This is a genomic window from Glycomyces sp. NPDC021274 (assembly GCF_040641195.1).
GTDB lineage: Bacteria > Actinomycetota > Actinomycetes > Mycobacteriales > Micromonosporaceae > Glycomyces.
The window spans coordinates 145,777-170,920 of the sequence record NZ_JBFADC010000010.1 but is presented as its reverse complement, the minus strand read 5'-3'; the positions used below and the strand labels follow the sequence as shown (position 1 = coordinate 170,920).

The window sequence follows — 25,144 nt, the reverse complement described above, 5'->3', positions numbered from 1 at the left end:
GCGACCCCTCTGTTTAGTCCATCCTCTCTGCCCGTATGGGTGAACCTGATCGGGGGACCATGGCACTGTATGCCCAGTTGCATCAGGCGATCGCTTACGACGGCAACAACACTGCCGAGATGCTGGTGTTCTTCGACCCCGTTCACTCTGAGCTCGGGACCTGGTCGGTTGAGAGCGAGGACGATGCGGCGTTGACGCTCAGGTGCGATTTTGATCCCGAGCCGTTCGGGCCACAGCCTTCTCTGTACGTGGTCGCTGAGGTGGGCGCGGTGTACACGCGGGTCGTGGACATCTCAGGGAAGGCGGGGTTCCAGGGTCCATGGAGCCCGGAGGATCTGGCGGCGTGCCTCGTGGAGGTCCCGTCAGCGGAGGCGTTCGCAACTCTGGCCGACCGGGTGTCGGCTCTGGAGTCCGGCTCGTAGCCCTATCCACTACCGGCCCGTCCCTCGGCGCGCCCACAACCAAGGAGGACACCATGACGTACGCGCCCGCGTCGCTGAAAGCTGCGCAGGTCTACCTGCGTGAACGCACGAGCCTTCCGTGGGTGTCGCTCGGCATCGTCGGCGACGAGAACCACCGCGGCGGCTACCACCAGGGCGAGCCGAACGTCCCCGCCAGCGACTACTCGCGGGACGAGTCCTCGCGGGACGAGACCGGCCTCTCCGGGGCCGCCGCGGCGCTCGACATCGGCAACTTCCCGCGTCTACGGGAACTGTCCCGGTGGATCGTCGCTCAATGCCAGGCCCGAACCCCGGACACGCGGGACATCCGCGAGGTCATCTACTCCCCAGACGGGCGGTCCGTGAAGCGGTGGGACCGCCTCGGTGTCCGCTCCTCCGGGGACTCCTCGCACCTCACCCACACCCACATCAGCTACTTCCGCGACTCGGAGGCCCGTGACAAGGTCTCCCTGTTCAAGCGGTTCTTTGAAGGAAACCAGGAGGACGACGGCATGAGCTGGGACGAGAAGATCGATCTGATCACGGGGCAGGGTGTCTCCTACTCCGGTAGCGAGTGGCCGGCAAGGTTCCTCGTTGCGTCGAACCACTACTACACGCTGAAGCGCACCCAGGAGATCCTCGCCGAGCAGAAGGCGTCTCGCCTGCGCGAGGAGGCGATCCTCGCCGCGGTCAAGGGTGTTGACGCGAAGGCGATCCTTGCCCGGATCGACCAGCGGGCCACGGAGGATGCCGCGAGGGATGCGGCGGCGGCGCAGCGTGATGCCGAGATCCTGGCCCTGGTTCAGCAGGTCGGATCGGGACAGTTGGCCGCAGATGAGGTCGTCGCTCGGATCGGCGCACTTCTGACCGGGGCCGGCGAGTAGCCGCGTGTTCTGGCCGTGCCTAGTCAGGGGGTGATCGTGGCCGATGAAGCACTCGGGCGCGAGATCCGCCAGCTTCGGGGCGACCTCAAAGAGGACCTCGGCGAGATCAAAGCCCAACTGGGCGCGCTGCTCCCACGTGAGGTGTACACCGCGAACCATGAGGCGCTCAAGCACCGAGTGTCGACGTTGGAGGCGGAACTCAAGCGGGCGGAGTCCGAGCGGGTCAACGCACGCCGATGGGCGATCGCTAGCGTGGTGCTGCCGGTGGTGTCGTTGACGGTGATGATCATTCTGGCGGTCACATGAGCCTCATCGCGAGACGCAGGCTCGGAGACTGGGTTGTGGTGGTCGCGGTTGCCTTCGTGGCGGTCGCGCTCACGTTGACGTTCGTCCGCGCCGAGCAGCAGGCGGACGAGATGCACGAGCAGTCCGAGCAGATTAGCGCCCTGTATGAGGCGTTGGAGGCTGAGCAGGAAGCGGCCGTGAACAACGGTGAGACTCCTGTCGCCCCGGCACCGGATGAGCTCATTGATGATCCTGACGCCGAGCGCCCTGCACCGGTGGGCCCTTCCGATGAGCAGGTGCTCGCAGCTGTCGAGTCCTACTTCCGAGACAACCCAGTCCAGGACGGGGAAGATGCGTCACCGGCTGCGATTGCCGCGGCGGTCATCAACTACCTGACTGAGAACCCGCCTGTCCCTGGGGAACCGGGGCCGGCGCCTACCGCCGAGCAGATATCTAACGCGGTCGCGTCCCACCTGGCCGCGAACCCACCACCGCCCGGACCCCCGGGGCAGGACGGAACGGATGGGGTCGATGGCGAGGACGGGCGCACCCCGACCTCGGCGGAAATCCAGGCAGAGCTTGACGCTTACCTCGACGCTCACCCGATCGAGATGTGCGATCCCGGCTGGGAGGCCGCGGTTCTTACGGTCCTGACTACGGGGCCGCCCACCGAAATCACTACGTGTGTCCGACAAGAGGAGAACTGACCATGTCTACTTGGAGTTTCTGGAAGCAAGCCCTGGAGCGGGCCGTGAAGACGTTCGCTCAGGTGCTGCTGGCTGCGGCGACCGCGACGGCCGGTCTTGGCCTGGAGGATGTCGGCTGGCCGGAGGCGCTGTCGGTTGCGGGGCTGGCTGCGCTGGCGTCGCTGCTGACGTCGATCGTGTCGCTGCCTGCGGGCGAGGGGGACTCGCCGAGCCTTGTCAGTGTGGGAGACGTCAACTCTCGCGCTTGAGAGTTGTCATGTACGTCATCATGCCAACTGGAGTTGTTGGTATGTGAGTGCGCATGATCCGGCCCCGCTTCGGCGGGGCCGCTTTTGTTGTGTCCGACTTTTCTGTGGCTAAACACGGCAGCTTCGCGAGGCAGGCGACGGCCCCGCACCATTAGGTGCGGGGCCGTTCTTGCGGTTTGACCGGCCCACCATGACTGGAGTACCACCGCGGCATCAGGCTATCGCGGGTCAGGCTGCCGCTGCGGCAGGCGCGCCTTCGGTTAGCGAACGCGTTTCTTCGTCTCGCCGATCGCGAGGAGCGCGAACCCGCCGACGATCAAGAGCCCATCGACGCCGACCGGCCCAAGCATTGCCGAGAGGTCCGATTCGCCGAAGTAGAGCAGCAGGCCGTTCATGTGCCGGTAGCTCACGACGAGGGCGACGCCGCCGACGAGGATGGTTCCGATGAGTCCGGGCCACCGGAATCCGGCGGGCCAGGTCACGCGGGAGAGGACTTCAACAGCCACGGCGAGGGCGACGGGCCAGAACGCGGCGAACACCATCGCGGACACCAGAGCCTCATCGGAGGGCTGGGTGACGAACCAGATGTGGCCGACGTTGGCGGACACGGAGATGATGATGCCGATTCCGAACGCGAGCCACGCGGCGAATGAGGCTCCTCGCCGCTGCGGGCGCTGGACGGGTTCTGGGCGTTCACGGCGCGGCCGGGGGACGGGGCCCTTCGGCTGCTTCGGGCGCTTGGGGAGGTGGATTCGCAGCCACTTCCGCTTGGGGTCGTTCACAGGTTCGGGGTCGTCTTCGGTTTCCGTATTCGCCTTGCCGTTAACCTCCTGGATTCGGATCTCACCCCACTTGGGGCCGCGCCCGAAGAGGGCACCGAGTTCCTTCCCGGTTAGGGGCTTGTGCTCGTCGCAGGATTCGCGGTAGCGGTCGCGGGCTTCGGCCTGGTCCTGCTGCGCGGGGCTAAGTGTTTCGGGGGTGGTCAGTACCATTGGGTTTCTCCTGTCTCGCGGATGGGAGTGGCGGCGGCCCGGGACTGTTTGGCGATGGTGTCCGGGCCGCCGTCGTGTCTAGCTGCTCTTGATGATGCGGTAGTAGTCGCCGCCGATGGCGATTGCGTGGCCAAGCGGCGCGTTCGCGATAGCGGTCTTTGTGCCCTCGTCGGCGTCGACGATTCCGCAGAGGGCCGTGCGGGCGTCCTCAAGCGTCGGCAGGGCGACAATCTCAACGTAGTCGGTGAGTGTCATCTCGCCATCCGCGTCGGTGGTGGCCTCGCAGGACTCGACCCGGTACGGGGTGGGTTTCAGGGATTCGAGGTAGCGGTCGTTCGCGGCGACGTCGTTGAGTCCGTAGCCGATGAGACGTCCGGCGGCTTCTTTGATGGTGAGGTTCTCGCGCTCGGCGAACGCGGCGATGGCGGGCTCGAGTTCTTCGGGGTAGGCGGTCATGGGGTTCCTCTCGGATTGGTGTGCCCCGGTTGCCCGGGGCCCTGTTGGCTAGTTGTCGGTGCGGAACTCGGGGTCTTCCATCACCCATGCATCGGGGTCTTCCTCGATGGTCTCTTCACCCATGTTGCGGGTCTCGTCGTCGAGGATCTCGATGACGATCCGGTCGGCGGTCTTCTCAGTGAGCATCCATTCCGTCTTGATGCCCCACTGGAGGAAGGTGACGTTGCGGGCAACGGAGGCGAGTGCCGTAGCGGCCCCGAGGTTCCAGCCGATCCAGGTGTCCGTGTACTCGGTGACAGTGTCACCTTCGGTGACGGTGAGCGTCATGGTCCTGGTGGTGTGGGTGGCGATGACGGTTCCGGTGATGGTGGCCATTGGGGGCTCCTCTCGGGGGGGTATGAGATAAGAATACGCCCACGAGCGGTTGGTTTTCTATCCCCCGAACGGTTGATATCCGACCGTCGATGGTCGGATTATGGTTGAGGTATGACACCCGAACGGCTCGCCGCCATCTCCGAGGCCACCCGCACCGCCATCGCCAAACGCGACGCAGCGATCGTGGAAGCCGCGCTGGAAGGCATGAGCCGCGAGGCCATCCGCGACGCCACGGGGCTCAGCGACACCCACCTGAGGCGCATCGAACGCGAAGGGCAGGTGCCCCCACGCCCGGCCGGACGGCCACGCACTGCCTGACACGAACGAGCCGGGGCGGCTCCCAAATGGGAGCCGCCCCGGTACTCTGTGTTGAGATGCGTGGTTGTTGCCGCCGCTCCGCCTGACGCTGCCGGTGGATGACAGGTCAGCGGGCGGCGCGCAGCAAACTCAGGAAGTCCTCAACCTCGAACTCGAAAATCGGCGATGCATCGCCGAGCTTCGAATCACGAACCTCGAACCGCTCCTCGTTGCTGCGGGCCTCGACGCAGTCCGCGTTGCCTTGGCTGCTCGAGCGGCTGGACTTGCGCCACTCACTGATCATTTCAAGTACTCCTCTACTAGGACGGTCTTGCCACGAGCAGACCCGAAGGTTTCCTCGAACATTGAGACTATCCGCCGGTCTTCGATGTAGCGGCAGCCATCTGGTGCGTCCATGAATACGATCGGGTCCGTGGCGTCCCCCGGGTAGACGATGTTGAACGCCCCGGCAGCCGCAGCGTGCAACTGGGTGAGAACTCTGATCCTCACGTTCGGCATCGCCGCCACGTCGAGGATCCTCGCGATCTGCCCGTCGCGAACTTCGGGGTCCATCGCATCCAGGTAGTCGATAGCGGCTTTGCCGATGATGAATTCAAGGACAGGCAGCGAGCTGCGTCCGTACAGCAGCTCCTGCCGCTTGGTGCGCAGTCCCTGCAAGGACTCGGTCACCTCCTCCGACATCACCAGTTGGGCAGCCTGGAGGACATGCAGGTATTCAGGTGTTTGCAGGAGCCCGGGGATGACCTCGGTTTCGAGGACCCAGATTTGAGCCGCGGACTGCTCGGTCTCGAGAAACAGCGGGATCCGGGGCCTTGACGCCTGGCCTGCACCGATGTCGAAATAGGGCTCCCACCAACCTCTTTCGGCTCCGCGGACTACCAGCCCGTAGAGGTGGGATGCCTCTTCTTGCGGGATGCCGTAGTGGCTGACGAGTGATTCGACGACCAGCCTGCGGGTGCCGTGGGTGCCGGCTTCGATTCGCTGGATGGTTTTCACGTTGTAGCCGAGGAGTTCTGCGGCTTGCTTGTCTGTGAGGCCGATGCGTTCGCGGTGAGCTTTGAGCCGGAGGCCGAGGTCGCGTCTGGCGAGTGTTGGTTGCGCTTCGCTCATTCGGTCAGTGTCCCACGACATCAGCTCCCGGTCCACCAGCTACGTGGACACGAAACTGGGGGACATTGTGTCCGGTGCCGCGCCTCTTCACAGGCTGGGTGGTTTCGCCTTACCGTCGATATATGACCTGCAGTGCAGGTCTAGGCGTCCCAACCGCGCATCTACGGCGGGACGCCTGGAGCCCCGCCGGCTAGGACCCGGCGGGGCTCCGCATCAGCGACAGAGGTGGAGCTCTGAAGTGATCGAAACCAGCGTAGACGCCCAATCTCCCCCCCGGCAAGACCGTGTGATCGCGTCATGGGGAGCCGGACTCCGGCTCGTCGACCGCGGCGCCGGCATCGCCGCCGTCCTCATGCTGCGGGAGGGGTTCTGGCGCGAACTCGCGCGCGTCCCCTACGGCTCGTATGCGGCGACCTCCACCGTCCAGTGGAACGACACCGGCCTGGGCACGCTCGAGCAGTACAGGCGGGACGCCCTCGACACCAAGATCTACTCGGAGATCGTCCAGTGGCTGCGAGGACCGCGATGATCCTCGGGACGTTCCCGTGGCGCCACATGCAGATCGAGGCCGACATGATCGCCAACGAGGTCGTCGGCGAGGCGATCTGGTTGAACCGCGTCGACACCGGGTCGGCCACGCCCATGGGCATCATCCGCGACAACCACTTGTACCTGATGACATTCGCGCCGACCGACGACCTCGCGACCATCCAACTGCGGGCCGCGTTCAACGCTTTCCGCGCCGAGGTGTCGGAGCTGGCGTCATGACCACGACCGTGGAACGCGCCGAGGAAACGCTCCTTACGCATGCAGCCAATGAAGGTGGCGACTGCGGGTTCTGCCTACTGCACTATCACCTGCGCATCCGCGCCGGGACGTGCGCGCCGTACCAGCAGACCGCGGCGTTCATCAGTGTCCGCCGGAGCGAGCAGGCCCGGCGCCGTCCGGTAAGCCCTGAGTATCGACACACCTGAACCTGCCTCCCGAGGGGCCGCCGCGCGCCAACTTCACCAGCGGCGGGTTCCCCAGGGCCGCCGCGCAGGTGGGTGCGCGGCGGCCCAACTCCTCCACACGGCCACGCTCGTTAGACATCATGAATCCCTCTACGCTTCGGCCCACGTGGCCGGAGGGCCCGGCTGAGGTCCGGGTCAGGCCCGGTTGCGCAACCTACCTGCGCGGCCGGGCCGCTTTGCGCACGGTGGCAACAGAGTCAAGGGGCAAGTAAATGTTCGAGTCAGTCATGTAAACCTGTCACTTGCGTGCCGCGTGCAACTTTGGCGTAGAACGCGGCGTGTCGGGTATGCGATAGTGGATAGTCCGGCAGTCCGCAGCCTCCAGCGGGCCCTCAGGTAGGGGCAGGAGGCATGCAGGGGCTCCCAGCCGACCGGGATTCACGGCCCGAGCGTCGACTGGGAGCCCCTCTGTTGTACCCCCTGTGGACGGACGCCGCTAGAGGACTTTGTCCGTCTGAGTGTGCCAGGTTCCCGACACTGATCGGCAAGTCGCGGCTATGTCGTAGCGGGGCCCGTAGCAAATCGAAAATGAGTCCGGGGTGTCCGAGCGTTCCGACGAATCCGACCGCTCCATGATGGTGCAGGTCAGGACGGAACGAGCCGACTTCCCGGACTACGCGGAACGGGATTCGCGGACTTCTAATCCAATGGTCGCAGGTTCGAATCCTGCCGGGCGCGCCACTTTCGCAGGCGGACGCCTTCACAATCCCGCCTAGTCGGTCCCGGCCTCGGGGCTGCTCGGGCTCGCGGTACCCGGCTCCTCCGCGATCTCGACCCTGGCTCGCCATCCCGCGCCCTGGCCGATGCTCTCCAAGCTGGCGGTGGCGTCGGCCTCGACACCGGTGGCGGGGTCGACCACCGTGCAGGCGACTTCCGTGCCCGACAAGATGGCGATCTCCTCGTCGTCGCCGCAGTCGACCTCGAACAGCCGGCCGGTGTCCATCTCCAGCCTTCGGGCGACTGCTTCGGCGACCTGGTCGCTCGTGACCGTGATGATGTTCGCTTCGGGTTCGGCACTGCACGCCGCGAGTGCGACGGCCGCGATCGCGAGGGCCAGTGCGGTGCGGTGGTGTGGTCGCAATGTCGTGCCTCTTGTTCGATGTCACGCGGTCGGCGCTCGGCGGGTTCCCGGTGGTCGCAGGGTTTGCCGCCAGAGGTTAGCCTGGCCGTGCCCGCCCCTCGGACGTTCCAAGACTCCGCCTCCCGAAGACCCTGCTTCCCAAAGGATGTGCCCGCCGTGGTCAACCAGCCCTACGACCCCCGTCACCCGCAGGCGGGCCACCCGCCGCCCCCGCCCGGGAAGCACCCCGAGACCGCCTTCGAGGACCGGATCAAGCTGGGCCGCGACATCATGGCCGGCGCCGTCCTCGTCCTCGCCGCCAGCGCGTTCACCGGCGCCGCAGCCTGGTACTCGATGTTCGTCGCGGACGCGTTCTGGACGCCGGTCCCGGTCGCGCTCATGGCGGCCGCGGTGCTGCTGCTCCTCGCCCAGGTCTGGTACTTCGTCCTCCGGGAGGGCCTGACGCCGCTGATCGCGGCGGCGATCGGCGTCCACCTGCTGCTGTTCGCCATGCCGGTCCTGGTGTTCATCGGCGTCAACGAGCAGGTGCTGGCCGAGCGGGGCGTCACCGAGGCCTGCACGGTGACCTCCCAGGAGAAGGTGTACGTCCGCAGCGGCGAGGACCGCAAGCCCAAGTACGACCACACCCTGGAGTGCCCGACCGCCGGTGAGCTCACCCAGCGCACCTCGCCGCAGGGCCGGTTCGAGGTGGGCGAGTCGGTCGCGGTCACCTACGACCCGGAGGGCCGGGCGGCGCACCGCACGGGCGAGCCGAGCGGTTCGCCGCTGGCGCTGTTCGGTGCGATTGCGGCGGCGGCCTTCGTGATCGGCACGGCGGTGCGGGTGGTGTACCTGCGCTTCCGGTTCCGTCGCGGTGCCAGGCGACGGGCGGCGTTCGGCGCGCCGGGCCTGTAACCGGTCCCAGTCGTCGGGTGCGCCGCCGCAACCGGCTTAAAGGGCGTCCGAGTCCTCTTCGTGGTACTTGACGCCCTCGATGCCCTCGATGGTCCGGAGTTTCACCGTGAGTTCGGAGACCTGGCCGCGGCCGGAGAGGACGAAGTCGGTGACGCGTTCGTAGCCGTCGCCGTTCTCGCCCTGCATCTCGGTGACTCTGAAGCCCTCTTCGGTGCATTTCGAGATCGCCGCGGCCAGCGCGGCCGAGCTGGTGTAGTGGATCTGGAGGCGGCCGGCGTGCTTCGCGTGGTGGGCCAGGGCGTCTTCTACCGGAGCGAGTCCGGCGACGACGACGAGTTGCGCGACGGCGACGGCGACGGCCGCCCAGTAGAGGCCGGCGCCGCAGGCGAGGGCGATGGCGGTGGTGGACCAGATCGAGGCGGCCGTGGTCATGCCGTGGACGATGTTCTTGTTGAAGAAGATGACGCCCGCGCCGAGGAAGCCGATGCCGGTGACGACCTGCGCGGCGATGCGGGCGGGGTCGACGCCGGGGGTGCCGGGCACGGTCTCGGGGAAGCCGTGGCGGCCGGCGAGGACGAACAGGCAGGTGCCGACGGCGATGAGGGCGTGCGTGCGCATGCCGGCGGGCTTGCCCTGCCATTCGCGTTCGGCGCCGACCGCGAGGCCGAGCACCAGTGCGAGTCCGAGAGGGCCGAGATATGTCCAAGGGTCCATAACTCGTAGGGATACCCCTTTGGACCCTCGCGGAATCCCAGGTCAGGCGAGCAGATCGGTCTCCCAGCCGTGTTCACCGGCGCCGGGGCCCGGCTCGCCCTTGACGAGGCGGTAGTGCTCGGCGCCGAGCGCTGCGTCGCCGAGCTTGTCGCCGAGGACGTCGAGCCAGTCGCCGGGGGAGATCTGGGTGGCGTAGGCGGCCATGGCCTCGCGCTTGCGGGAGGTGTCGCCGATGACGCAGGCGTGGATCTGGTCGTCGGGGACGCCGAAGGGCAGGTCGTCGGCGGAGGCGGCGTCGGCGAAGGGGTTGTCGGTGGCGCCTTTGAAGGCCGCGAACTGGGCTTCGATGATGCTGCGGGGCATGGTGGTCCAGTAGATCTTGCGGATCTCGTGGGCGGCGCCGAGGTCGGGCCGCCAGGCGGGGTCGGCGGCGAGGTCGGCGGCGCGCATGGCGACGCGGTGGGCCTGGATGTGGTCGGGGTGGCCGTAGAACCCGTCGGGGTCGTAGGTGACGAGGACTTCGGGGGCGCGGTCGCGGATGAGCGCCACGAGGTCGGCGGCGGCCTCGTCGACGTCGGCGCCCCAGAACGCGCGCGGGTGCCGGTTCGAGGGCAGGCCCATCATGCCGGAGTCGCGGTAGCGGGCGACGCCGCCGAGGAAGTGGGTGTCCTCGACGCCGAGTGCGGCGGTGGCCTGGCGGTACTCCCAGTAGCGGTAGCCGCCGAGCTGGTCGGCCTGGTCGGCGGCGAGCCCGGCGAGGTGCGGGACGCGGACCTCGCCCTCTTCGCCGAGTGTGCAGGTGACGATGGTGACGTGCGCGTCGGGGCGGGCGGCGTAGTGGGCGACCGTGGCGCCGGTGCCGACGGTCTCGTCGTCGGGGTGGGCGTGGACGAAGAAGATGCCGCGTGCGCTCATGCGGTCAAGCCTAGCCAGCGGGAGGGTCGACCCGGTTCACTTGCGCCGCAGGAGACATGACAAGGCTTCAAATGAAACTTTGCAATCTACAGCCCCAGTCGGAATAATGCTCGCGATTGTGATGTACCCCATGGACTTACGTCACAGGTTCAGGGATATCCTGCGCTGATGACCACGACCGAAGACAGTGCCGTCTCGTCGCCCCGGGCCGCCATAGCCGCGCGGAACCTGCGGATCGACAACTGGCGGCGGGGCCCGATCCTGACGGTGCTCGGCATTACCGCCTGGGTCGCGTACGCGACGTTCCGGGTCTTCTACCAAGGCGACTACTGGGTCGCGGACTACCACTACCTGACGCCGTTCTACTCGCCGTGCGTCTCCGAGGGCTGCGTCCCTGAATCCGCCCACTTCGGACGGTTCCTGCCCGACCACCCGCTCATCCCCTATGCGGCGCTGAGCCTGCCGTTCCTGCTGGCGTTCCGCCTCACCTGCTACTACTACCGCAAGGCCTACTACCGGTCCTTCTGGCTCTCCCCGCCCGCGTGCGCCGTGCCCGACGGGCACCCGCGCTACACCGGTGAGACCCGGTTCCCGCTCATCCTCCAGAACTTCCACCGGTACTTCTTCTACCTGGCGGTCGTGATCTCACTGGTGAACACCTGGGACGCGGTCCTGGCGCTCCACTCCCCCGACGGCTTCGGCCTCGGCCTGGGGAACTTCATCCTGTGGGCCAACGTGGTGCTGCTGTGGTGCTACACCCTCGGCTGCCACTCCTGCCGCCACGTGATGGGCGGGCGGCTCAAGCACTTCTCGAAGCACCCGGTCCGGTACCGCCTGTGGACGTTCTCCAGCGCACTGAATGCCCGCCACATGATGTGGGCCTGGATCACCCTGGCGTCGCTGGCGCTCACGGACTTCTACGTCATGGCCGTCGCCGCCGGCTGGATCACCGACCTCCGGTTCGTCGGATAAGAGAGCGAAGCATATGAGCGACAACGACATCAACGAGGTCGAGCACCTCGCCTGCGACGTGCTCGTGATCGGCGCGGGCGGTGCCGGACTCCGGGCCGCCGTCGAGGCGCGGCTCGCAGGCAAGAGCGTCATCGTCATCTCCAAGTCCCTGTTCGGCAAGGCGCACACCGTCATGGCCGAGGGCGGCGCGGCCGCCGCGATGGGGAACGTCAACGCCAACGACAACTGGCAGGTCCACTTCCGCGACACGATGCGCGGCGGCAAGTTCCTCAACAACTACCGGATGGCCGAACTGCATGCCCAGGAGGCGCCCGACCGGATCTGGGAGCTCGAGACCTACGGCGCCCTGTTCGACCGGACCGCGGACGGCAAGATCAGCCAGCGCAACTTCGGCGGCCACGAGTACCCGCGCCTCGCGCACGTGGGCGACCGCACCGGGCTCGAGCTGATCCGCACCCTCCAGCAGAAGCTCGTCTCACTCCAGCAGGACGACGAGGCGGCCGGCGAGAGCGCCGACAAGCTCCAGGTCATCGACGAAACGACGATCACCGAGCTGTTCACCGCGGATGGCGCCGTCAAGGGCGCCTTCGGGTACCGGCGCAGCACGGGCGGGTTCATCGCGATCGCGGCCCCCGCGATCGTGCTCGCCACGGGCGGGATCGGGCGGTCCTTCAAAGTCACCTCGAACTCGTGGGAGTACACCGGCGACGGCCACGCGCTGGCGCTGCGGGCCGGGGCGAAGCTGATCAACATGGAGTTCATCCAGTTCCATCCGACCGGGATGGTCTGGCCCCCTTCGGTTCGCGGCATCCTCGTCACCGAATCGGTGCGCGGCGACGGCGGGGTCCTGAAGAACGCCGACGGCGAGCGGTTCATGTTCAACTACATCCCCGAGGTGTTCAAGGCGCAGTACGCCGACAACCCCGAGGAGGCCGACCGCTGGTACACCGACCCCGACCACAACCGCAGGCCCCCCGAGCTGCTGCCGCGCGACGAGGTCGCGCGGGCGATCAACGCGGAGGTCAAGGCGGGCAGGGGGACCGAGCACGGCGGCGTGTACCTCGACATCGCGTCCCGGCGCAGCGCCGAGTACATCCGCGACCGGCTGCCGTCGATGCACCACCAGTTCAAGGAGCTGGCCGATGTGGACATCACGGCGGCGCCGATGGAGGTGGGCCCGACCTGCCACTACATCATGGGCGGCATCGAGGTCGACGCCGACACGACCGCGTCGGCCGTGACGGGCCTGTTCGCGGCCGGGGAGGTCTCGGGCGGGATGCACGGCTCGAACCGGCTCGGCGGGAACTCCCTCTCTGACCTGCTGGTGTTCGGCAAGCGCGCGGGCGAGTACGCTGCCGCGCACGCCTCCGCGACCGAGCCGCCGAAGCTCAGCGACGCGGACATCGCGGCAGCGGCCGAGTCCGCCTTGCGGCCCTTCGGGAACGACGGCGAGAACCCGTACGCCTTGCAGGACGCGATGCAGGCGATCAACGGCCGCCTCGTGGGGATCATCCGCCGCGCGGGCGAGCTCGAAGAGGCGCTGAGGGAACTCGCTCAACTCAAAGAGCGCATCGCGAACGTGAGCGCCATCGGCGGCCGGGCCTACAACCCCGGCTGGCACCTGGCGCTGGACCTGCGGAACATGTACATCTGCTCGGTCGCGACCGCGCTGGCCGCCCTGGAGCGCGACGAGTCGCGCGGCGGGCACACCCGCGAGGACGCGCCGGGCATGGACCCGCAGTGGCGCAAGGTGAACCTGGTCGTCTCGGTCGAAGACGAGGAGATCCGGCTGGAGCGCCAGGCGGTGCCGGCCATGACACCCGAACTGCTCGGGCTCTTCGACACGACCGAGCTCTCGAAGTACATGACCCCCGAGGAGTACCAGTCCTCGCCTACTGAGGAGGAAAGCCGATGAGCGAGAGGACCTTCCGGGTGTGGCGGGGCGACGCCGACGGCGGCGGCTTCGCCGAGTTCGACGTCGAGGTCAACGAGGGCGAGGTGATCCTCGACGTGGTGCACCGCATCCAGGCCGAGCAGGCGCCCGACCTCGCGGTGCGGTGGAACTGCAAGGCCGGCAAGTGCGGCTCGTGCTCGGCGGAGGTGAACGGGATGCCGCGGCTGATGTGCATGACCCGCATGAACCTCTTCGACGAGGGCGAGGCCGTGACGATCACGCCGCTGCGCACGTTCCCGGTGGTGCGCGACCTCGTCACGGACGTGTCGTTCAACTACGCGAAGGCCAGGCAGATGCCGGCGTTCGCGCCGCCGGAGGACCTGAAGCCGGGCGAGTACCGGATGCAGCAGGTCGATGTGGAGCGCAGCCAGGAGTTCCGCAAGTGCATCGAGTGCTTCCTGTGCCAGAACACCTGCCACGTGGTGCGCGACCACGAGGAGAACAAGCCGCCGTTCGCGGGCCCGCGCCTGTTCATCCGCGCCGCCGAGCTCGACATGCACCCGCTCGACGCGCGCAGTGACCGGCGGGAGGAGGCCCAGGACGACCAGGGCCTCGGCCTGTGCAACATCACGAAGTGCTGCACCGAGGTGTGCCCCGAGCACATCAAGATCACCGACAACGCGATCATCCCGATGAAGGAGCGCGTCGCCGGCGACCGCTACGACCCGCTGGTGTGGCTGGGCCGCAAGATCTTCCGCAAGGGCAAGACCGCATAGGCCGCTCCCCGGACCCGTTGTCGGACCCCCGTGTCAGGGTTGTTGTCGGGGGTCCTGCAAATGTCCGTTTTGAAGGCAAGCGCCGGGCTCACCCGCATTCACATTTACCGCCGACGGGGCGGACCATCGCATTGCGATGGTCCGCCCCGTCGTCCGTTCCCGCTACTCGCCCGCCACGTGCACAAGGTCGATCTCGACCTCGATGTTGCCGCGGGTCGCGTTCGAGTAGGGGCAGTACTCGTGGGCCTTGGCGACGAGGCCTTCGGCGACGTCGCGCGGCTGGCCGGGGATCGAGACCTCCAGGATGGCGTTCAGGCCGAAGCCGTCGCCGCCGTCCAGTTTGCCGATGCCGACGCTGGCCTGGACCTCGGACGCGCCGAGGTCGACCTTCGCCGAGCGGGCGATGCTCTGGAGTGCGCTGTGGAAGCAGGCCGCGTAGCCCGCGGCGAACAGCAGCTCGGGGTTGGGGGCGCCGCCGGGGCCGCCGAGCTCGGGCGGCATGCGGACGTCGAAGTCGATGAGGCCGTCGCCGCCGGCGACGTGGCCGTTGCGGCCGTCGCCGGTCGAGACGGCGTGAGCAGTGTAAAGCGCCTTCATGGTGTCTCCTTCTGGTCTGCTTCTTGCCTGCGGTCTTCGCTGCGCCGCCGCTACTCGGCGGCGCGGTGGTCATGGAGCGACGCGGTGAATTCGTTGAGCTTGTCGCGCAGGGCGAACAGCTCATCGTGCGGCATGTCGGTGGACGAACCGACGGTCTTGGCGATTTCGCAGCCTTCGCGTTCGAGCGCGGCCCCTGCCCCGGTGAGGTGCACGGTGACGCGCCGCTCGTCCTCCGACTCCCGGCGGCGCTCGACGAACCCGGCGGCTTCGAGCCGCTTGAGCAGCGGCGAGACGGTGCCGGAGTCGAGCTGGAGCGCGTCGCCGAGAGCGGTGACGGTGAGGCCGTCCTGCTCCCACAGCGCCATGAGGACCAGGTACTGCGGGTAGGTGATCCCGAGCCGGTCGAGCATCGGCCGGTAGAGGCCGATGACCGCCCGCGAGGCGGTGTACAGCGCGAAGCAGGCCTGCTCGCGGAGTCTCGGTGTGCCGTCCATGCGTTGAACCTAGCGCACAACTCGGTTGTGCACAACCTAATTGTGAGCCAGCGGTCAATACAGGGACCGCGGATGCCGATCTAGTCGAACCTGATGTGCGCGGCGATCGTCCGCAGGGCGCCTTCAGGGTCGGCCGCCACCGCCTGCGGGAAGTTCCCGCCCATGAGCAGCCCCGCGAAGCCGTGCACGAGCGACCACGCGCCCAGGGCGTTCGGATTGAACTCCGGCACGGTGCCGTCCGGGCCGGGCTTCGGCTCGCCCGCTCCGCGGATGAGCGCGGCGCGCGAACGGGCCTCGGCGCGGGCGAGGTCGGGGTCGTCCTCGTGGAGGAGCTCGGGCCGGAACATCGTCTCGAAGTACGCCTTGTTGTCGATGGCGAAGCGCACGTAAGCGATCCCGACCTCGATGAAGTCGCCGGTCGCCTCCCACGCCCGGTCCAGTGCGTCCGCGAAGCGGTCGTAGCCCTCGGCCGCGACGGCGGTCAGCAGCCCGGCCTTGTCGCCGAAGTGGTGGGCCGGCGCGGCGTGCGAGACGCCCGCCAGCTTGGCGACGGCGCGCAGACTCAGGGCGCTCGGCCCGGATTCGGCGATGGACGCGACGGCGGCGTCGATGAGGGCCCGGCGCAGGTCGCCGTGGTGGTAGCGATCGGTCACGAGAGCCACTGTAGCGCGGATCTTGACAGTGTCAAACACCACTGCACCCATCTAGGCGACCAACTTGACACTGTCAAGACCGGCGCGTACGTTGGGTTTCCAACACCACTCACGATTGGACGCCCCGATGTTCGAGTCCACCTTCGCCCTGAGCGACGCCTCCCGCATCATCGCCGGAATCGGCCTGCTCACCATCGTCACCATCGAGTTCGGCGGCGCCTTCCTGCTCAGGATCGCCGCAGGCAAGGTCCCGCTCACCGACTTCCAGAAGTCCTTCTCCCGGGCCGGGCACGCCCACGCCGGCGTCCTCGTCATCCTCAGCCTCGTCAGCCTGATCCTCGCCGACGCGACCGGCCTCGACGGCTTCTGGGGCTGGACCGCCCGCATCGCGATCCCCGCCGCGGCCGTCCTCATGTCGGGCGGGTTCTTCGCCGCCATGGCCGGCCCCGGCCGCACCGCGCCGAACAAGGCCGTCGCGATCATCTTCGTCGGCGCCGCGAGCCTGGCCCTCGGCGTCGTGACCCTCGGGATCGGCCTCCTTGCGAACTTACGGCTCGCGAGCGTCGTCGAGGGCCGCCTGAGGAAGCCAGGTCCCCCGCGCCCCGGCGACGCTCGCAGTGCCCCGGCCGGGGGGTGGGCCCCCACTCGATTCCCGCGCGCGCCGTGCAGCGGCGGCACGGCCCCGCCTAGACTTGATCCTCGTGAAACTCAGCATCGGTATCGTCGGCCTGCCCAACGTCGGCAAGAGCACGCTGTTCAACGCGCTGACCCGCTCGGAGATCCTCGCGGCGAACTACCCGTTCGCGACCATCGAGCCGAACGTCGGCGTCGTCGCCGTCCCGGACGCCAGGCTCCCGAAGCTGGCCGAGATCTACGACTCGGAGAAGATCCTCCCCGCGACGGTGACCTTCGTCGACATCGCGGGCCTGGTCAAGGGCGCCTCCGAAGGCGCGGGCAAGGGCAACAAGTTCCTGTCCAACATCCGCGAATGCTCGGCCATCGCGCAGGTCGTGCGGGTCTTCGAGGACGGCAACGTCACCCACGTCGACGGCCGCGTCTCGCCGATCGACGACATCGAGACCATCAACACCGAGCTGATCCTCGCGGACCTCCAGACCATCGAGAACGTCCTGCCGCGCCTGGAGAAGGAAGCGCGCATGGACAAGACCAAGGCCCCGAAGGTGGCCGCGGTCAAGCAGGCCCAGGAGGTCCTCGACGGCGGCAAGACCGTGTTCGCCGCCGGCCTCGACACCGAGCACCTCTACGACCTGCACCTCCTGACGGCCAAGCCGTTCATCTACGTGTTCAACGTCGACGAGGACCAGGTCGGCGACGAAGCGCTGGCCGCGAAGCTGCGCGCCCTGGTCGCGCCCGCCGACGCGGTGCTCCTGGACGCCAAGTTCGAGTCCGAACTGGTCGACCTGGAGCCCGACGAGGCCCGCGAGATGCTGGAGTCCACCGGCCAGAGCGAGCCGGGCCTGGACCGCCTCGCGAGCGTCGGCTTCCACACCCTGGGCCTCCAGACCTACCTGACCGCGGGCCCGAAAGAGAGCCGGGCGTGGACGATCCCGCGCGGCGCGACCGCCCCCGAGGCGGCGGGCGAGATCCACACCGACTTCCAGCGCGGCTTCATCAAGGCCGAGATCGTCTCCTTCGACGACCTCATGGAGGCCGGCACCATGCAGGCCGCCAAGGCCGCCGGCAAGGTCCGCATGGAGGGCAAGGACTACGTCATGGCCGACGGCGACGTGGTCGAGTTCCGTTTCAACGTCTGAGCACCGCAGGATGCACCGCGACGATTCGACGGGGCTCGACCAGCTCGAGCCCGCCGTCTCGCCCGCCCGCGACGCGACCCACTTCCGCAACATCATCGCTGCGCGCAAGCGGCTTGCCGCTGCCGAAGCCGAGCTGCGCGAAGCCGTCCGGGCCGCCCGTGACGCCGGCGATTCGTGGACGGTGATCGGTGCCGCGCTCGACACCACGCGGCAGAACGCGTACCAGCGCTTCGGCAAAAGCTGAGTCCGCTTGGAGTACCCCCGGGTTTAAACACGCCTTTCCTTGAGCACTAAGGAATCTGACGCCGCGACGTTCGGTCGCGGCGTCGTTGATTCGGAGGTGGGCCATGCAGCGTGAGCCGAGACAGCGGGAAGTCGCGGTCGTGACCGGAGGCGGGCAGGGCATCGGCAGGGCGATCGTCGAACGGCTCCTGGCCGACGACCGCGCGGTCGTCGTCATCGAGCTCCGCGACGAGCAGCTCGAATGGCTCGACGAGGCGATCAGCGAGAGCCGGGCCTGGGTGGTCGTGGGCGACGCGGGCGAGGACGCCGTCGCCGCGCGGGCCGTCGCCGCCGCCGAATCGCTCGGGACGCTCACCGGCTGGGTCAACAACGCCGCGGTGTTCCGCGACGCCTGGCTCCACGAGGCGGGCGGTGCGGCCGTCGCGGAGCTGGTCCGGCGCAACCTCCAGCCGTGCCTGGCGGGGTCGGCCGCCGCGGTGGCCGCGTTCCGGGTCCAGGGCGTCGCCGGGAGCATCGTCAACGTGTCGTCGCATCAGGCGCAGCGGGCCGTGCGCGGGGCGCTGCCCTATGCGACCGCCAAGGCCGCGATCGAGGGCCTCACGCGGGCGCTGGCGGTCGATTACGGGCCTTGGGGCGTGCGGGTGAACGCGCTCGCGCTCGGGTCGATCGCGACCGAGCGGCTGCGTGCGCTGGAGGACGCCGGGGCGGCCGTGTACGCGCGGGTCGAGGCGGCCATGCGAGAGCTGCATCCGCTGGGCAGGGCGGGCGAGGCGGCCGAGGTCGCCGACGCGGTCGCGTTCCTGCTCTCGGATCGAGCGGGGTTCATCAGCGGCGCGGTACTGCCGGTCGACGGGGCCCGCTCGGCGCAGGGCCACGACCCCGAGGCCGTGGTGCCGTCATGAGCGGGCCGCAGGCATGGCGGCGGCTGCGTCGCGGCGACGCCCGCGAGCGCACTGCGCCGTCTGCGATCCGGCAGCGGAAGATGCCCGGACATGAAGAAGGCGGACCGGCGGGGAGGTGGGGTCCCCGGCGATCCGCCGTGCGGTTCGAGTTATTCGCCGCGCCTGAGCCAGCGGAAGCGGCCCTTGGAGAGGGTCGGATCCTCTTGGCCGGCGAGCTCTCCGGCGATGGTGATGTAGGCGGTCTCGACGCGGCCCGCGAAGGTCACGTCAGTGAGACTGAATCCGCCTTCGCTGGCGAGCACGATGAGCGTGGCTTCATCGGTCCGCGACACGTCCGGCCTGACGCCGAGCGTGTCAGCGAAGATCTTGATGTGTTCGGCGAGCTCCGCGTGCTGGGAATCGTCGAGCGGCAGCGACCGCGAGAGGCGGCCGTCGTCATCCGCTACCCAACCGTTGAGCTCCCTCAGTGCATCCAGCAGCACGTTCTCGTCTTGCTCCGTTCTCCTCATGGCACCATCGCCATTCGTCGTCGCCTTGTCCCGACCGCCGCGACCGGCAAAGCGGTGCCCTGCCTGGGCAGGGCGGCGACGGATCAGTAAGGTGGTCTGATTCGGCTCCTACGGACACGGGGGCTTCGTGTCTGAATTGTCGCCGGATCTTTATCGTTTCTGCATCGAGTCTTACGCGTCTCCCAGTTTCTGTCCAGACAGGCAAACGGGATTAATCAGGAATATCGGTCTCCGTGGGACAGTTCTTGTCTGGTTTTGTGCTGGTGGACACGATTCCTGACCATAGGACCGACGCGACATCATCCGAATGGATGAGCAACTGGTTGCTCACTAGTCGTCACAGCTCGTAATCTGACGCGCGAAAGATAACGAAACGCCCTCAAACCGGCAACAGCGGCGGAGCCCGGACCGGACCGCTCCGCCGATAAGCTCTTGCGGTGAACGAACCGCGTCCTGAGCCCCCGCAGATCGTCGTGGGCGCCGCGATCCGCGCCGGGCACCGCATCCTCGCCGCCGCCCGCGCCTACCCGCCCGAACTCGCCGGACTCTGGGAGTTCCCCGGCGGCAAGGTCGAACCGGACGAGACCGAGACCGAAGCGCTGCGGCGCGAATGCCGCGAAGAACTCGGCGTCGAGATCGCGGTCGGCGACCGCGTCGGCGGCGACCTCACCACCGGCAACGGCCGGTACCTGCTGCGGGTCTACTTCGCGGACCTCACCGAGGGCGAACCGCACGCCAAGGAGCACGCGGAGCTGCGCTGGCTCGCCCCCGGCGAGCTCGACTCCGTGCCGTGGCTACCGGGCAACCGCCCGGCCGTCGACGCCCTCCGGAAGCTCCTGCGCGCCTGAGCGTCCGGCGGCCTCCCGATGGCCGAGACGTCACTGGTGGTCACTCTCCGGCCTGCATAGACTGACGCTCCGTGCCGATCGAGGGAGGGCGCCGAGTGGCCGCCATGGACATCGTGATCCGGGGAGCCGAGGTCGCCGACGGGACCGGCTCGCCCCTGTTCCGCGCCGAGGTCGGCGTCAAGGACGGCCGCATCGCGGCCATCGGCACCGACCGCCTCGACGGGACCCGCGTGGTCGACGCGGACGGCCTCGTCCTCGCCCCCGGGTTCATCGACATGCACGCCCACTCCGAGCTCGCCCTCCTCGCCGACCACGACCACCTCGCCAAACTCGGCCAGGGCTGCACCCTCGAAGTCCTCGGCCAGGACGGCCTCTCCTACGCCCCGGTCGACGCGGCCACCGCCCCGCAGATGCGGGAGGCCATCGCCGCCTGGAACGGCCGCCTCGACGTCGACTACGACTGGCGCACCGTCGGCGAGTACCTCGACCGCCTGGACCGGGGCATCCCCACGAACGCCGCGTACCTCGTCCCGCACGGGACGGTGCGGATGCTCGCCATGGGCTGGGAGGACCGCGAGCCGACACCCGCCGAACTCGAGGTCATGAAAGCCCATGTCGCCCAAGGCATGGAAGAGGGCGCGCTCGGCCTCTCGGCCGGGCTGAGCTACGCGCCGGGCATGTACGCCAAGACCGGTGAGCTGGTCGAATTGTGCAAGGTGGTCGCCGGATACGGCGGCTACTTCAGCCCCCACCAGCGCAGTTACGGCGCGGGCGCGATGGAGGGCTACGCGGAGATGATCGAAATCGGCCGCGGCGCGGGCTGCGCCCTGCACCTGGCCCACGCCACCCTGAACTACCGCGTCAACGAGGGCCGCGCCGCCGAACTCCTCAAACTCGTCGACGAAGGGCTCGACCAAGGACTGCCGATCAGCCTCGACACCTACCCGTACCTGCCGGGCATGACGATGCTCGCGGCGCTGCTGCCGAGCTGGTCGGTCGCCGGAGGCTACGGGGCGCTGGCCGAGCGGCTGCGCAATGCCGAGGTGCGGGCGCGGATCGTCCGCGAGCTCGACGTCGAGGGCACCGACGGCGCGAACGGCGTGCCGGTCGACTGGTCGGCGATCGAGATCGCCGGGGTCGCCAAGCCGGAGCTGCGGGACCTGGTGGGCCGCAGGGTGAATGAGGCCGCCGGGGACGGACCTGCTTCGGCGTTCTTCCTCGACCTCATCGAGCGCGACGAGTTCGGGACCGCCTGCCTCATGCACGTGGGCAATGAGGAGAACGTCCGGACGATCATGCGCCACGGCGTCCACACCGGATCCACGGACGGCGTCCTCGCCGGCGACAAGATCCACCCGCGCGCCTGGGGTTCGTTCGCCCGCTACCTCGGCCACTACACCCGCGAGCTCGGACTGTTCACTGTGGAGGAATGCGTGGCGCACCTGAGCGGTCGCCCGGCGGCCGTGCTCGGGCTGAAGGACCGGGGCCTGGTGAAGGAGGGCTTCGCGGCCGACCTGGTCCTGTTCGACCCGCAGACCGTCGACGCCCGCGCCACGTTCGACGAGCCCCGCCGCCAGGCCGCGGGCGTCCCGTACGTCATGGTCAACGGGCAAGTGGCCGTTGACGAAGGGCACCGCACCGAGGCGCTGTCGGGCCGTTCGGTCCGTCGCCCGAGGGGCTGAACGGGCAGAGGGGCGGCGGACCGGAGGCTTGACCCCGTCGTCCGATCCGCCGCCCCGGTCGTGCACCGGCGCCCCGCCGAGACACCGGCGTTCCGGAGCGGAACGCGCGGTCGGGGCGCCGGACTCTTCGTTACTTCAGGCCGGACGTCGAGAAGCCCTGCACGAAGAACCGCTGGAAGAACAGGAACATCAGCAGCACGGGCAGGATGAACATGGTGCTGCCCGCGGCGAGCAGGTTCTGGATCGGGAAGCCCTGCTCGTTGACGTACCCGGCGGTCATCCTCACGGCCAGGGTCGTCGTGTCATCGCTCAGCAGCAGGCTCGGGGCGACGAAATCCCCCCAGCTGGCGGTGAAGGTGAGCACCATGCAGGCGGCCAGGATCGGCCCGGACTGCGGCATGAAGATCTTCCAGAAGATCCGCACATGGCCGCACCCGTCGAGGATCGCCGCCTCCTCCAGCTCCTTCGGAATGCCCGCGAAGAACTGGCGGAACAGGAAGACCATGAAGGCGGCGCCGCACAGGCCCCACAGGATCCACGGGATGTAGGTGTCGACGAAGCCGAGCTTCGCGAACATCAGATAGGTCGGGATGAGCGTGATGATGCTGGGCATCATCATCGTCGAGATCAGCAGGCCGAACCAGAACTTCTTGCCCGGGGCCGAGAGCCGCGCGAACCCGTACGCCATCCACGCCGACGAGACGGTGGTCAGCACCGACGAGATCGTGGCGAGGATCAGCGAGTTGCGGGCGTAGCCGAGGAAGTCGATGAAGGTCAGGGCGTCGAGGTAGTTGTGCCACTGGGGCGTCTCCGGGAACAGCTGGATCGGGAAGACCGACAGCTCGTCCGGGGCTTTGAGCGACGTGAGGATGAGCCAGCCCAGAGGCCCGGAGAAGATCACCGCGAGCGTGATCAGCGTGAGGTACAGGCCGGTGAGGCGGGCCCGGCGCGCGATGTCGACGCTCATCAGCCCTCCTTCCTTTCAGTGGGGTCGACGCCGCCGTAGAAGACCGCCCGGCTGCCGATCTTGAACACGATGCCGGTGATGAGCAGCACGAACAGGAACAGCACCCACAGCAGCGCCGAGGCGTATCCGAAGTGGCTCTTGGCGAAGTACTCGGCGTAGACGTGCACCATGAACAGGTAGTTGCCCTCGGGCACGGCGGTGACCGCGGCCGGGCCGTTGACCGGGGCCAGCAGCAGCGAGGGCACGAACACCTGGAGCGAGCCGATGACGCCCGTGACCACCTGGAAGAAGATGATCGGGCTGAGGATGGGCAGCGTGATCTTGAAGAACGCGTAAGCCGGACTGGCACCGTCCACTTTGGCCGCCTCGAGCAGTTCCCGCGGCACGTCCTGCAGGGCGGCCAGGGAGATGATCATCGACCCGCCGACGCCCCACAGGATCATCAGGATCAGCACGAAGCGGGTGTACGGGTCGGCCAGCCACGAGATCGGCTCGCCTCCGGCTGCGCCGACGACGGCGTTGGCCGCCCCGGCGTTCTTGTCGAAGATGATCTTGAAGGTCAGCGCCGCGGCCACACCGGGCACCACGGCCGGCAGGTAGAACAGGGCGCGGAACAGCGCCCGGCCCCGGAAGTCGCGGTTGAGCAGGACCGCCATCACCAGGCCCGCGGCGACGCCGGTGGGCACGGTGGCGAGCATGAAGACCCCGGTGCGCCCCAGGGAGGCGATGGTCTGCTGGTCCTGGAAGACCCGCACGTAGTTGTCGAAGCCCACATAGGACCAGTTCGGGGAGAGTCCGTCGGTGTTGGTGAGGCTCATCCAGAACGCGTAGCCGAGCGGGAACAGCGTCAGGAGCACGAATCCGGCGATCCACGGACCGACGAACAGGTAGAACGTCCGGGTTCGCTGCCCGGCCCGGCCCCGCCTGCGGCGGGGTCGGGCCGGTACCGCAGGGGGAGTCTCGCGCGACGCTGCCAGCGTTGCGGTCACTTCACCAGCTCCTTGCCCTCGTCCAGCAGCGCCTGCATGTCGGCGTTCAGCGTGTCGGCGAGCGCACCGGCGGTGGTGTCGTCGTTGATCGCGTCGGGCAGGTACTGGTTGAGCACGGCGTCGAGCGCCTCGACCTTGACGTACGGCGAGAACGACAGGACCTTGAGGTAGTCGGCCTCGGCCTCGACCGCGGCGAGGGCCTGCGCCTGGGCCGCGGTGCCCGTGGGCAGGTCCGCGCGGAGCGACAGCAGGCTCGGCAGGCCCCAGCCGCCGGCGGCGCGCTCCTTGGCCGGGTCGCCGCCCATGAACAGCTCGAAGAGCTGCCACGCCTCGTCGTGGTTCTTGGAGGCCTTGGGGATCCAGTAGCCGGTGGCGCCGAAGCAGGGACTGATGCGTTCGCCGCCCATGGTCGGGGCGGGGGCGAGGCGGGAGGTCTCGGCGAGTTCGGGCTCGGCCGCGATCGCGCCGCCGAACCAGTAGCCGGACCAGGATTGGGCCAGGCGGCCGGTCTGGTAGGGCGGCCAGTCCCAGCCGTCGGGGTTGGGCTCGACGGGGCTGAAGCCGATCTTGGCGCGGGCGTACTCGAGGTACCAGGCGAGGGCCTTCTGCGCTTCGGGCGAGGAGAAGTCGATGGTGCCGAGGTCCTCGGAGAGGAGGCTGCCGCCCGCGGAGGCGGTCATGTTGGCGAGGCTGATGAACAGGCCGAGTCCGCCCGCGGAGAGGCCGTAGACCGTGGTGGTGCCGCCGTCCTTCTGGGTGACCTCCCGGCCCATGGCGAGCCATTCGTCGTACGTGACCGGCTCACTCTCGGAGGGGTAGGCGACGCCGGCCGCGTCGAACAGGGCGGTGTTGTACCAGAACATGGCGTCCTGCGAGTAGTCCTTCGCCATGCCGTAGCGGGGGCCCTGGCCCTGGACCGAGCCGTCGTACCGCCACACGTCGTTGACGGGGTCGAGGTCGTCCTCTTTGAGCAGTTCGCTGGAGGCGAAGTAGTCGTCGAGGTCGAGCGCGAGGTCGCGGGCGACGTAGTACGGCGTCTCGACCGCGCCGAGGCCGCGGACCAGGTCGGGGGCCGTGTCGCTGGCGAGCATCGCGGTCAGCTTGGTGGCGTCGACTTCGACGCGCTTGATCTCGACGCCGAGTTCGGTCTCCGCGGCCTTGAGGAATTCCGGGCTGAACTCGCCCTCCGGGCCCATGACCGTGAGCGTCTTCTTGCCACCGCCGCCGCCTCCTGCCGAAGGGGCGCAGGCGGAAAGGGCTCCGGCGCCGGCGGCCGCCGCCGCGCCGAGTGCGGTGCCGCGCATGAGGGTGCGGCGGGACAGGGCCGCTTGGGACACCGGCGTCCCGAGGGATCCACGCATGGGTTGTCGCCTTTCAGGGAAGGGGTACGAAAGTCTGTTGACGAAGGCTA

33 protein-coding genes and 1 pseudogene are annotated in these 25,144 nt (G+C 68.3%); 18 read left to right on the top strand and 16 right to left on the bottom strand.

The genetic code is table 11. The features are described 5' to 3' along the window. The first annotated feature begins 59 nt into the window (after positions 1 to 59). The 5 genes from AB0I03_RS20800 to AB0I03_RS20780 are packed head-to-tail and all read left to right on the top strand — an operon-like array spanning position 60 to position 2,564. Positions 60 to 422, top strand: coding sequence for a hypothetical protein (locus AB0I03_RS20800; RefSeq protein ID WP_360415247.1), 363 nt, complete (start codon positions 60 to 62; stop codon positions 420 to 422). Between the two features lie 53 nt (positions 423 to 475). Further along, positions 476 to 1,324: a hypothetical protein gene (locus AB0I03_RS20795; RefSeq protein WP_360415245.1), complete on the top strand. Its 849-nt coding sequence runs from the start codon at positions 476 to 478 to the stop codon at positions 1,322 to 1,324. Positions 1,325 to 1,360: 36 nt separating this feature from the next. Next, on the top strand, positions 1,361 to 1,630 hold the full coding sequence (locus tag AB0I03_RS20790) for a hypothetical protein (RefSeq protein WP_360415243.1): 270 nt from the start codon (positions 1,361 to 1,363) through the stop codon (positions 1,628 to 1,630). Further along, positions 1,627 to 2,316: a hypothetical protein gene (locus AB0I03_RS20785; RefSeq protein ID WP_360415241.1), complete on the top strand. Its 690-nt coding sequence runs from the start codon at positions 1,627 to 1,629 to the stop codon at positions 2,314 to 2,316. The genes AB0I03_RS20790 and AB0I03_RS20785 overlap by 4 nt, the downstream gene beginning before the upstream one ends. Positions 2,317 to 2,318: 2 nt before the next feature. Next, a complete protein-coding gene (locus AB0I03_RS20780) occupies positions 2,319 to 2,564 on the top strand; it encodes a holin (protein WP_360415239.1) in 246 nt (81 codons plus the stop codon). A gap of 260 nt (positions 2,565 to 2,824) precedes the next feature. Here AB0I03_RS20780 and AB0I03_RS20775 read toward each other — a convergent pair whose 3' ends face one another. The 3 genes from AB0I03_RS20775 to AB0I03_RS20765 form a co-directional block, all read right to left on the bottom strand. Further along, positions 2,825 to 3,556, bottom strand: coding sequence for a DUF2637 domain-containing protein (locus AB0I03_RS20775; protein ID WP_360415237.1), 732 nt, complete (start codon positions 3,554 to 3,556; stop codon positions 2,825 to 2,827). A 78-nt stretch (positions 3,557 to 3,634) separates the two neighbouring features. After that, entirely contained in the window at positions 3,635 to 4,012 is a 378-nt protein-coding gene (locus AB0I03_RS20770) for a hypothetical protein (RefSeq protein WP_360415235.1), read from the bottom strand. 48 nt (positions 4,013 to 4,060) lie between these two features. Beyond that, positions 4,061 to 4,387, bottom strand: coding sequence for a hypothetical protein (locus AB0I03_RS20765; RefSeq protein WP_360415233.1), 327 nt, complete (start codon positions 4,385 to 4,387; stop codon positions 4,061 to 4,063). A 111-nt stretch (positions 4,388 to 4,498) separates the two neighbouring features. On the opposite strand from AB0I03_RS20765, the gene AB0I03_RS20760 reads away from it, so the two are divergent. Further along, a complete protein-coding gene (locus tag AB0I03_RS20760) occupies positions 4,499 to 4,705 on the top strand; it encodes a hypothetical protein (protein ID WP_360415231.1) in 207 nt (68 codons plus the stop codon). 106 nt (positions 4,706 to 4,811) lie between these two features. On the opposite strand, the gene AB0I03_RS20755 is transcribed toward AB0I03_RS20760, so the two are convergent. Together AB0I03_RS20755 and AB0I03_RS20750 are read right to left on the bottom strand one after the other, a co-directional pair. Next, the gene (locus AB0I03_RS20755; protein ID WP_360415229.1) at positions 4,812 to 4,988 is read right to left on the bottom strand and encodes a DUF397 domain-containing protein; all 177 of its coding nucleotides are present in this window, start codon (positions 4,986 to 4,988) and stop codon (positions 4,812 to 4,814) included. Then, positions 4,985 to 5,815 carry a helix-turn-helix transcriptional regulator gene (locus AB0I03_RS20750; protein WP_360415227.1) on the bottom strand — a complete coding sequence of 277 codons (831 nt, stop codon included), beginning with the start codon at positions 5,813 to 5,815 and terminating at the stop codon, positions 4,985 to 4,987. Before AB0I03_RS20750 ends, AB0I03_RS20755 begins: the two co-directional genes overlap by 4 nt. Before the next feature lie 286 nt (positions 5,816 to 6,101). Here AB0I03_RS20750 and AB0I03_RS20745 point away from each other — a divergent pair, with 286 nt between their 5' ends. The 3 genes from AB0I03_RS20745 to AB0I03_RS20735 are packed head-to-tail and all read left to right on the top strand — an operon-like array spanning position 6,102 to position 6,789. After that, on the top strand, positions 6,102 to 6,344 hold the full coding sequence (locus tag AB0I03_RS20745) for a hypothetical protein (protein WP_360415225.1): 243 nt from the start codon (positions 6,102 to 6,104) through the stop codon (positions 6,342 to 6,344). Further along, positions 6,323 to 6,583 carry a hypothetical protein gene (locus tag AB0I03_RS20740; RefSeq protein ID WP_360415223.1) on the top strand — a complete coding sequence of 87 codons (261 nt, stop codon included), beginning with the start codon at positions 6,323 to 6,325 and terminating at the stop codon, positions 6,581 to 6,583. The genes AB0I03_RS20745 and AB0I03_RS20740 overlap by 22 nt, the downstream gene beginning before the upstream one ends. Further along, positions 6,580 to 6,789 (top strand): hypothetical protein, encoded by a 210-nt coding sequence (locus tag AB0I03_RS20735; RefSeq protein ID WP_360415221.1) that lies wholly within the window; start codon positions 6,580 to 6,582, stop codon positions 6,787 to 6,789. Before AB0I03_RS20740 ends, AB0I03_RS20735 begins: the two co-directional genes overlap by 4 nt. Positions 6,790 to 7,540: 751 nt before the next feature. Here AB0I03_RS20735 and AB0I03_RS20730 read toward each other — a convergent pair. After that, positions 7,541 to 7,909 carry a hypothetical protein gene (locus tag AB0I03_RS20730; RefSeq protein ID WP_360415219.1) on the bottom strand — a complete coding sequence of 123 codons (369 nt, stop codon included), beginning with the start codon at positions 7,907 to 7,909 and terminating at the stop codon, positions 7,541 to 7,543. 156 nt (positions 7,910 to 8,065) lie between these two features. Here AB0I03_RS20730 and AB0I03_RS20725 point away from each other — a divergent pair, with 156 nt between their 5' ends. Then, positions 8,066 to 8,803, top strand: a complete 738-nt coding sequence (locus tag AB0I03_RS20725; protein WP_360415217.1) for a hypothetical protein — start codon at positions 8,066 to 8,068, stop codon at positions 8,801 to 8,803. 36 nt (positions 8,804 to 8,839) lie between these two features. On the opposite strand, the gene AB0I03_RS20720 is transcribed toward AB0I03_RS20725, so the two are convergent. Next, positions 8,840 to 9,517 (bottom strand): MgtC/SapB family protein, encoded by a 678-nt coding sequence (locus AB0I03_RS20720; RefSeq protein WP_360415215.1) that lies wholly within the window; start codon positions 9,515 to 9,517, stop codon positions 8,840 to 8,842. A 42-nt stretch (positions 9,518 to 9,559) separates the two neighbouring features. Further along, positions 9,560 to 10,432, bottom strand: coding sequence for an N-acetyl-1-D-myo-inositol-2-amino-2-deoxy-alpha-D-glucopyranoside deacetylase (mshB, locus tag AB0I03_RS20715; RefSeq protein ID WP_360415213.1), 873 nt, complete (start codon positions 10,430 to 10,432; stop codon positions 9,560 to 9,562). A gap of 168 nt (positions 10,433 to 10,600) precedes the next feature. Between mshB and AB0I03_RS20710 the strand changes: the two genes are divergently transcribed. The 3 genes and pseudogenes from AB0I03_RS20710 to AB0I03_RS20700 all read left to right on the top strand — a co-directional run. After that, a complete protein-coding gene (locus AB0I03_RS20710; protein ID WP_360415211.1) occupies positions 10,601 to 11,404 on the top strand; it encodes a hypothetical protein in 804 nt (267 codons plus the stop codon). Between the two features lie 13 nt (positions 11,405 to 11,417). Beyond that, positions 11,418 to 13,319: a fumarate reductase/succinate dehydrogenase flavoprotein subunit gene (locus AB0I03_RS20705; RefSeq protein ID WP_360415209.1), complete on the top strand. Its 1,902-nt coding sequence runs from the start codon at positions 11,418 to 11,420 to the stop codon at positions 13,317 to 13,319. Then, positions 13,316 to 14,065 (top strand): annotated as a pseudogene (locus tag AB0I03_RS20700) (succinate dehydrogenase/fumarate reductase iron-sulfur subunit); the annotation flags it as partial. The gene AB0I03_RS20705 and the pseudogene AB0I03_RS20700, both read left to right, overlap by 4 nt. A 171-nt stretch (positions 14,066 to 14,236) precedes the next feature. On the opposite strand, the gene AB0I03_RS20695 reads toward AB0I03_RS20700, so the two are convergent. The 4 genes from AB0I03_RS20695 to AB0I03_RS20680 all read right to left on the bottom strand — a co-directional run bounded on the left by AB0I03_RS20695 (position 14,237) and on the right by AB0I03_RS20680 (position 16,301). Then, on the bottom strand, positions 14,237 to 14,671 hold the full coding sequence (locus tag AB0I03_RS20695; protein WP_360415207.1) for an organic hydroperoxide resistance protein: 435 nt from the start codon (positions 14,669 to 14,671) through the stop codon (positions 14,237 to 14,239). A 50-nt stretch (positions 14,672 to 14,721) separates the two neighbouring features. Next, positions 14,722 to 15,165, bottom strand: a complete 444-nt coding sequence (locus AB0I03_RS20690; RefSeq protein ID WP_360415205.1) for a MarR family transcriptional regulator — start codon at positions 15,163 to 15,165, stop codon at positions 14,722 to 14,724. An 80-nt stretch (positions 15,166 to 15,245) separates the two neighbouring features. After that, on the bottom strand, positions 15,246 to 15,818 hold the full coding sequence (locus tag AB0I03_RS20685; RefSeq protein ID WP_360415203.1) for a TetR/AcrR family transcriptional regulator: 573 nt from the start codon (positions 15,816 to 15,818) through the stop codon (positions 15,246 to 15,248). A 51-nt stretch (positions 15,819 to 15,869) separates the two neighbouring features. Then, on the bottom strand, positions 15,870 to 16,301 hold the full coding sequence (locus tag AB0I03_RS20680) for a hypothetical protein (RefSeq protein ID WP_360415201.1): 432 nt from the start codon (positions 16,299 to 16,301) through the stop codon (positions 15,870 to 15,872). Positions 16,302 to 16,519: 218 nt separating this feature from the next. Between AB0I03_RS20680 and ychF the strand changes: the two genes are divergently transcribed. The 3 genes from ychF (at position 16,520) to AB0I03_RS20665 (ending at position 18,738) form a co-directional block, all read left to right on the top strand. Beyond that, the gene (ychF, locus tag AB0I03_RS20675; RefSeq protein ID WP_360415199.1) at positions 16,520 to 17,593 is read left to right on the top strand and encodes a redox-regulated ATPase YchF; all 1,074 of its coding nucleotides are present in this window, start codon (positions 16,520 to 16,522) and stop codon (positions 17,591 to 17,593) included. Positions 17,594 to 17,603: 10 nt separating this feature from the next. Continuing rightward, positions 17,604 to 17,837 (top strand): hypothetical protein, encoded by a 234-nt coding sequence (locus tag AB0I03_RS20670; protein WP_360415197.1) that lies wholly within the window; start codon positions 17,604 to 17,606, stop codon positions 17,835 to 17,837. A gap of 103 nt (positions 17,838 to 17,940) precedes the next feature. Beyond that, positions 17,941 to 18,738, top strand: a complete 798-nt coding sequence (locus AB0I03_RS20665) for an SDR family oxidoreductase (RefSeq protein WP_360415195.1) — start codon at positions 17,941 to 17,943, stop codon at positions 18,736 to 18,738. 149 nt (positions 18,739 to 18,887) lie between these two features. Here the strand turns inward: AB0I03_RS20665 and AB0I03_RS20660 are convergent, their stop codons facing one another. Next, positions 18,888 to 19,247, bottom strand: a complete 360-nt coding sequence (locus AB0I03_RS20660) for a pterin dehydratase (protein ID WP_360415193.1) — start codon at positions 19,245 to 19,247, stop codon at positions 18,888 to 18,890. Positions 19,248 to 19,684: 437 nt separating this feature from the next. On the opposite strand from AB0I03_RS20660, the gene AB0I03_RS20655 reads away from it, so the two are divergent. Beyond that, complete coding sequence (locus AB0I03_RS20655; protein ID WP_360415191.1) at positions 19,685 to 20,095, top strand: (deoxy)nucleoside triphosphate pyrophosphohydrolase; 411 nt, start codon at positions 19,685 to 19,687, stop codon at positions 20,093 to 20,095. A 104-nt stretch (positions 20,096 to 20,199) separates the two neighbouring features. Further along, positions 20,200 to 21,777: a D-aminoacylase gene (locus AB0I03_RS20650; protein WP_360415367.1), complete on the top strand. Its 1,578-nt coding sequence runs from the start codon at positions 20,200 to 20,202 to the stop codon at positions 21,775 to 21,777. Between the two features lie 130 nt (positions 21,778 to 21,907). Here the strand turns inward: AB0I03_RS20650 and AB0I03_RS20645 are convergent, their stop codons facing one another. Genes AB0I03_RS20645 through AB0I03_RS20635 form a run of 3 tightly spaced genes read right to left on the bottom strand, consistent with a single transcriptional unit; the run spans position 21,908 to position 25,094 of the window. Next, on the bottom strand, positions 21,908 to 22,744 hold the full coding sequence (locus AB0I03_RS20645; RefSeq protein ID WP_360415189.1) for a carbohydrate ABC transporter permease: 837 nt from the start codon (positions 22,742 to 22,744) through the stop codon (positions 21,908 to 21,910). Beyond that, on the bottom strand, positions 22,744 to 23,733 hold the full coding sequence (locus AB0I03_RS20640; protein ID WP_360415187.1) for a sugar ABC transporter permease: 990 nt from the start codon (positions 23,731 to 23,733) through the stop codon (positions 22,744 to 22,746). Before AB0I03_RS20640 ends, AB0I03_RS20645 begins: the two co-directional genes overlap by 1 nt. Beyond that, a complete protein-coding gene (locus AB0I03_RS20635) occupies positions 23,730 to 25,094 on the bottom strand; it encodes an extracellular solute-binding protein (RefSeq protein ID WP_360415185.1) in 1,365 nt (454 codons plus the stop codon). The genes AB0I03_RS20640 and AB0I03_RS20635 overlap by 4 nt, the downstream gene beginning before the upstream one ends. Between the last annotated feature and the right edge of the window lie 50 nt (positions 25,095 to 25,144).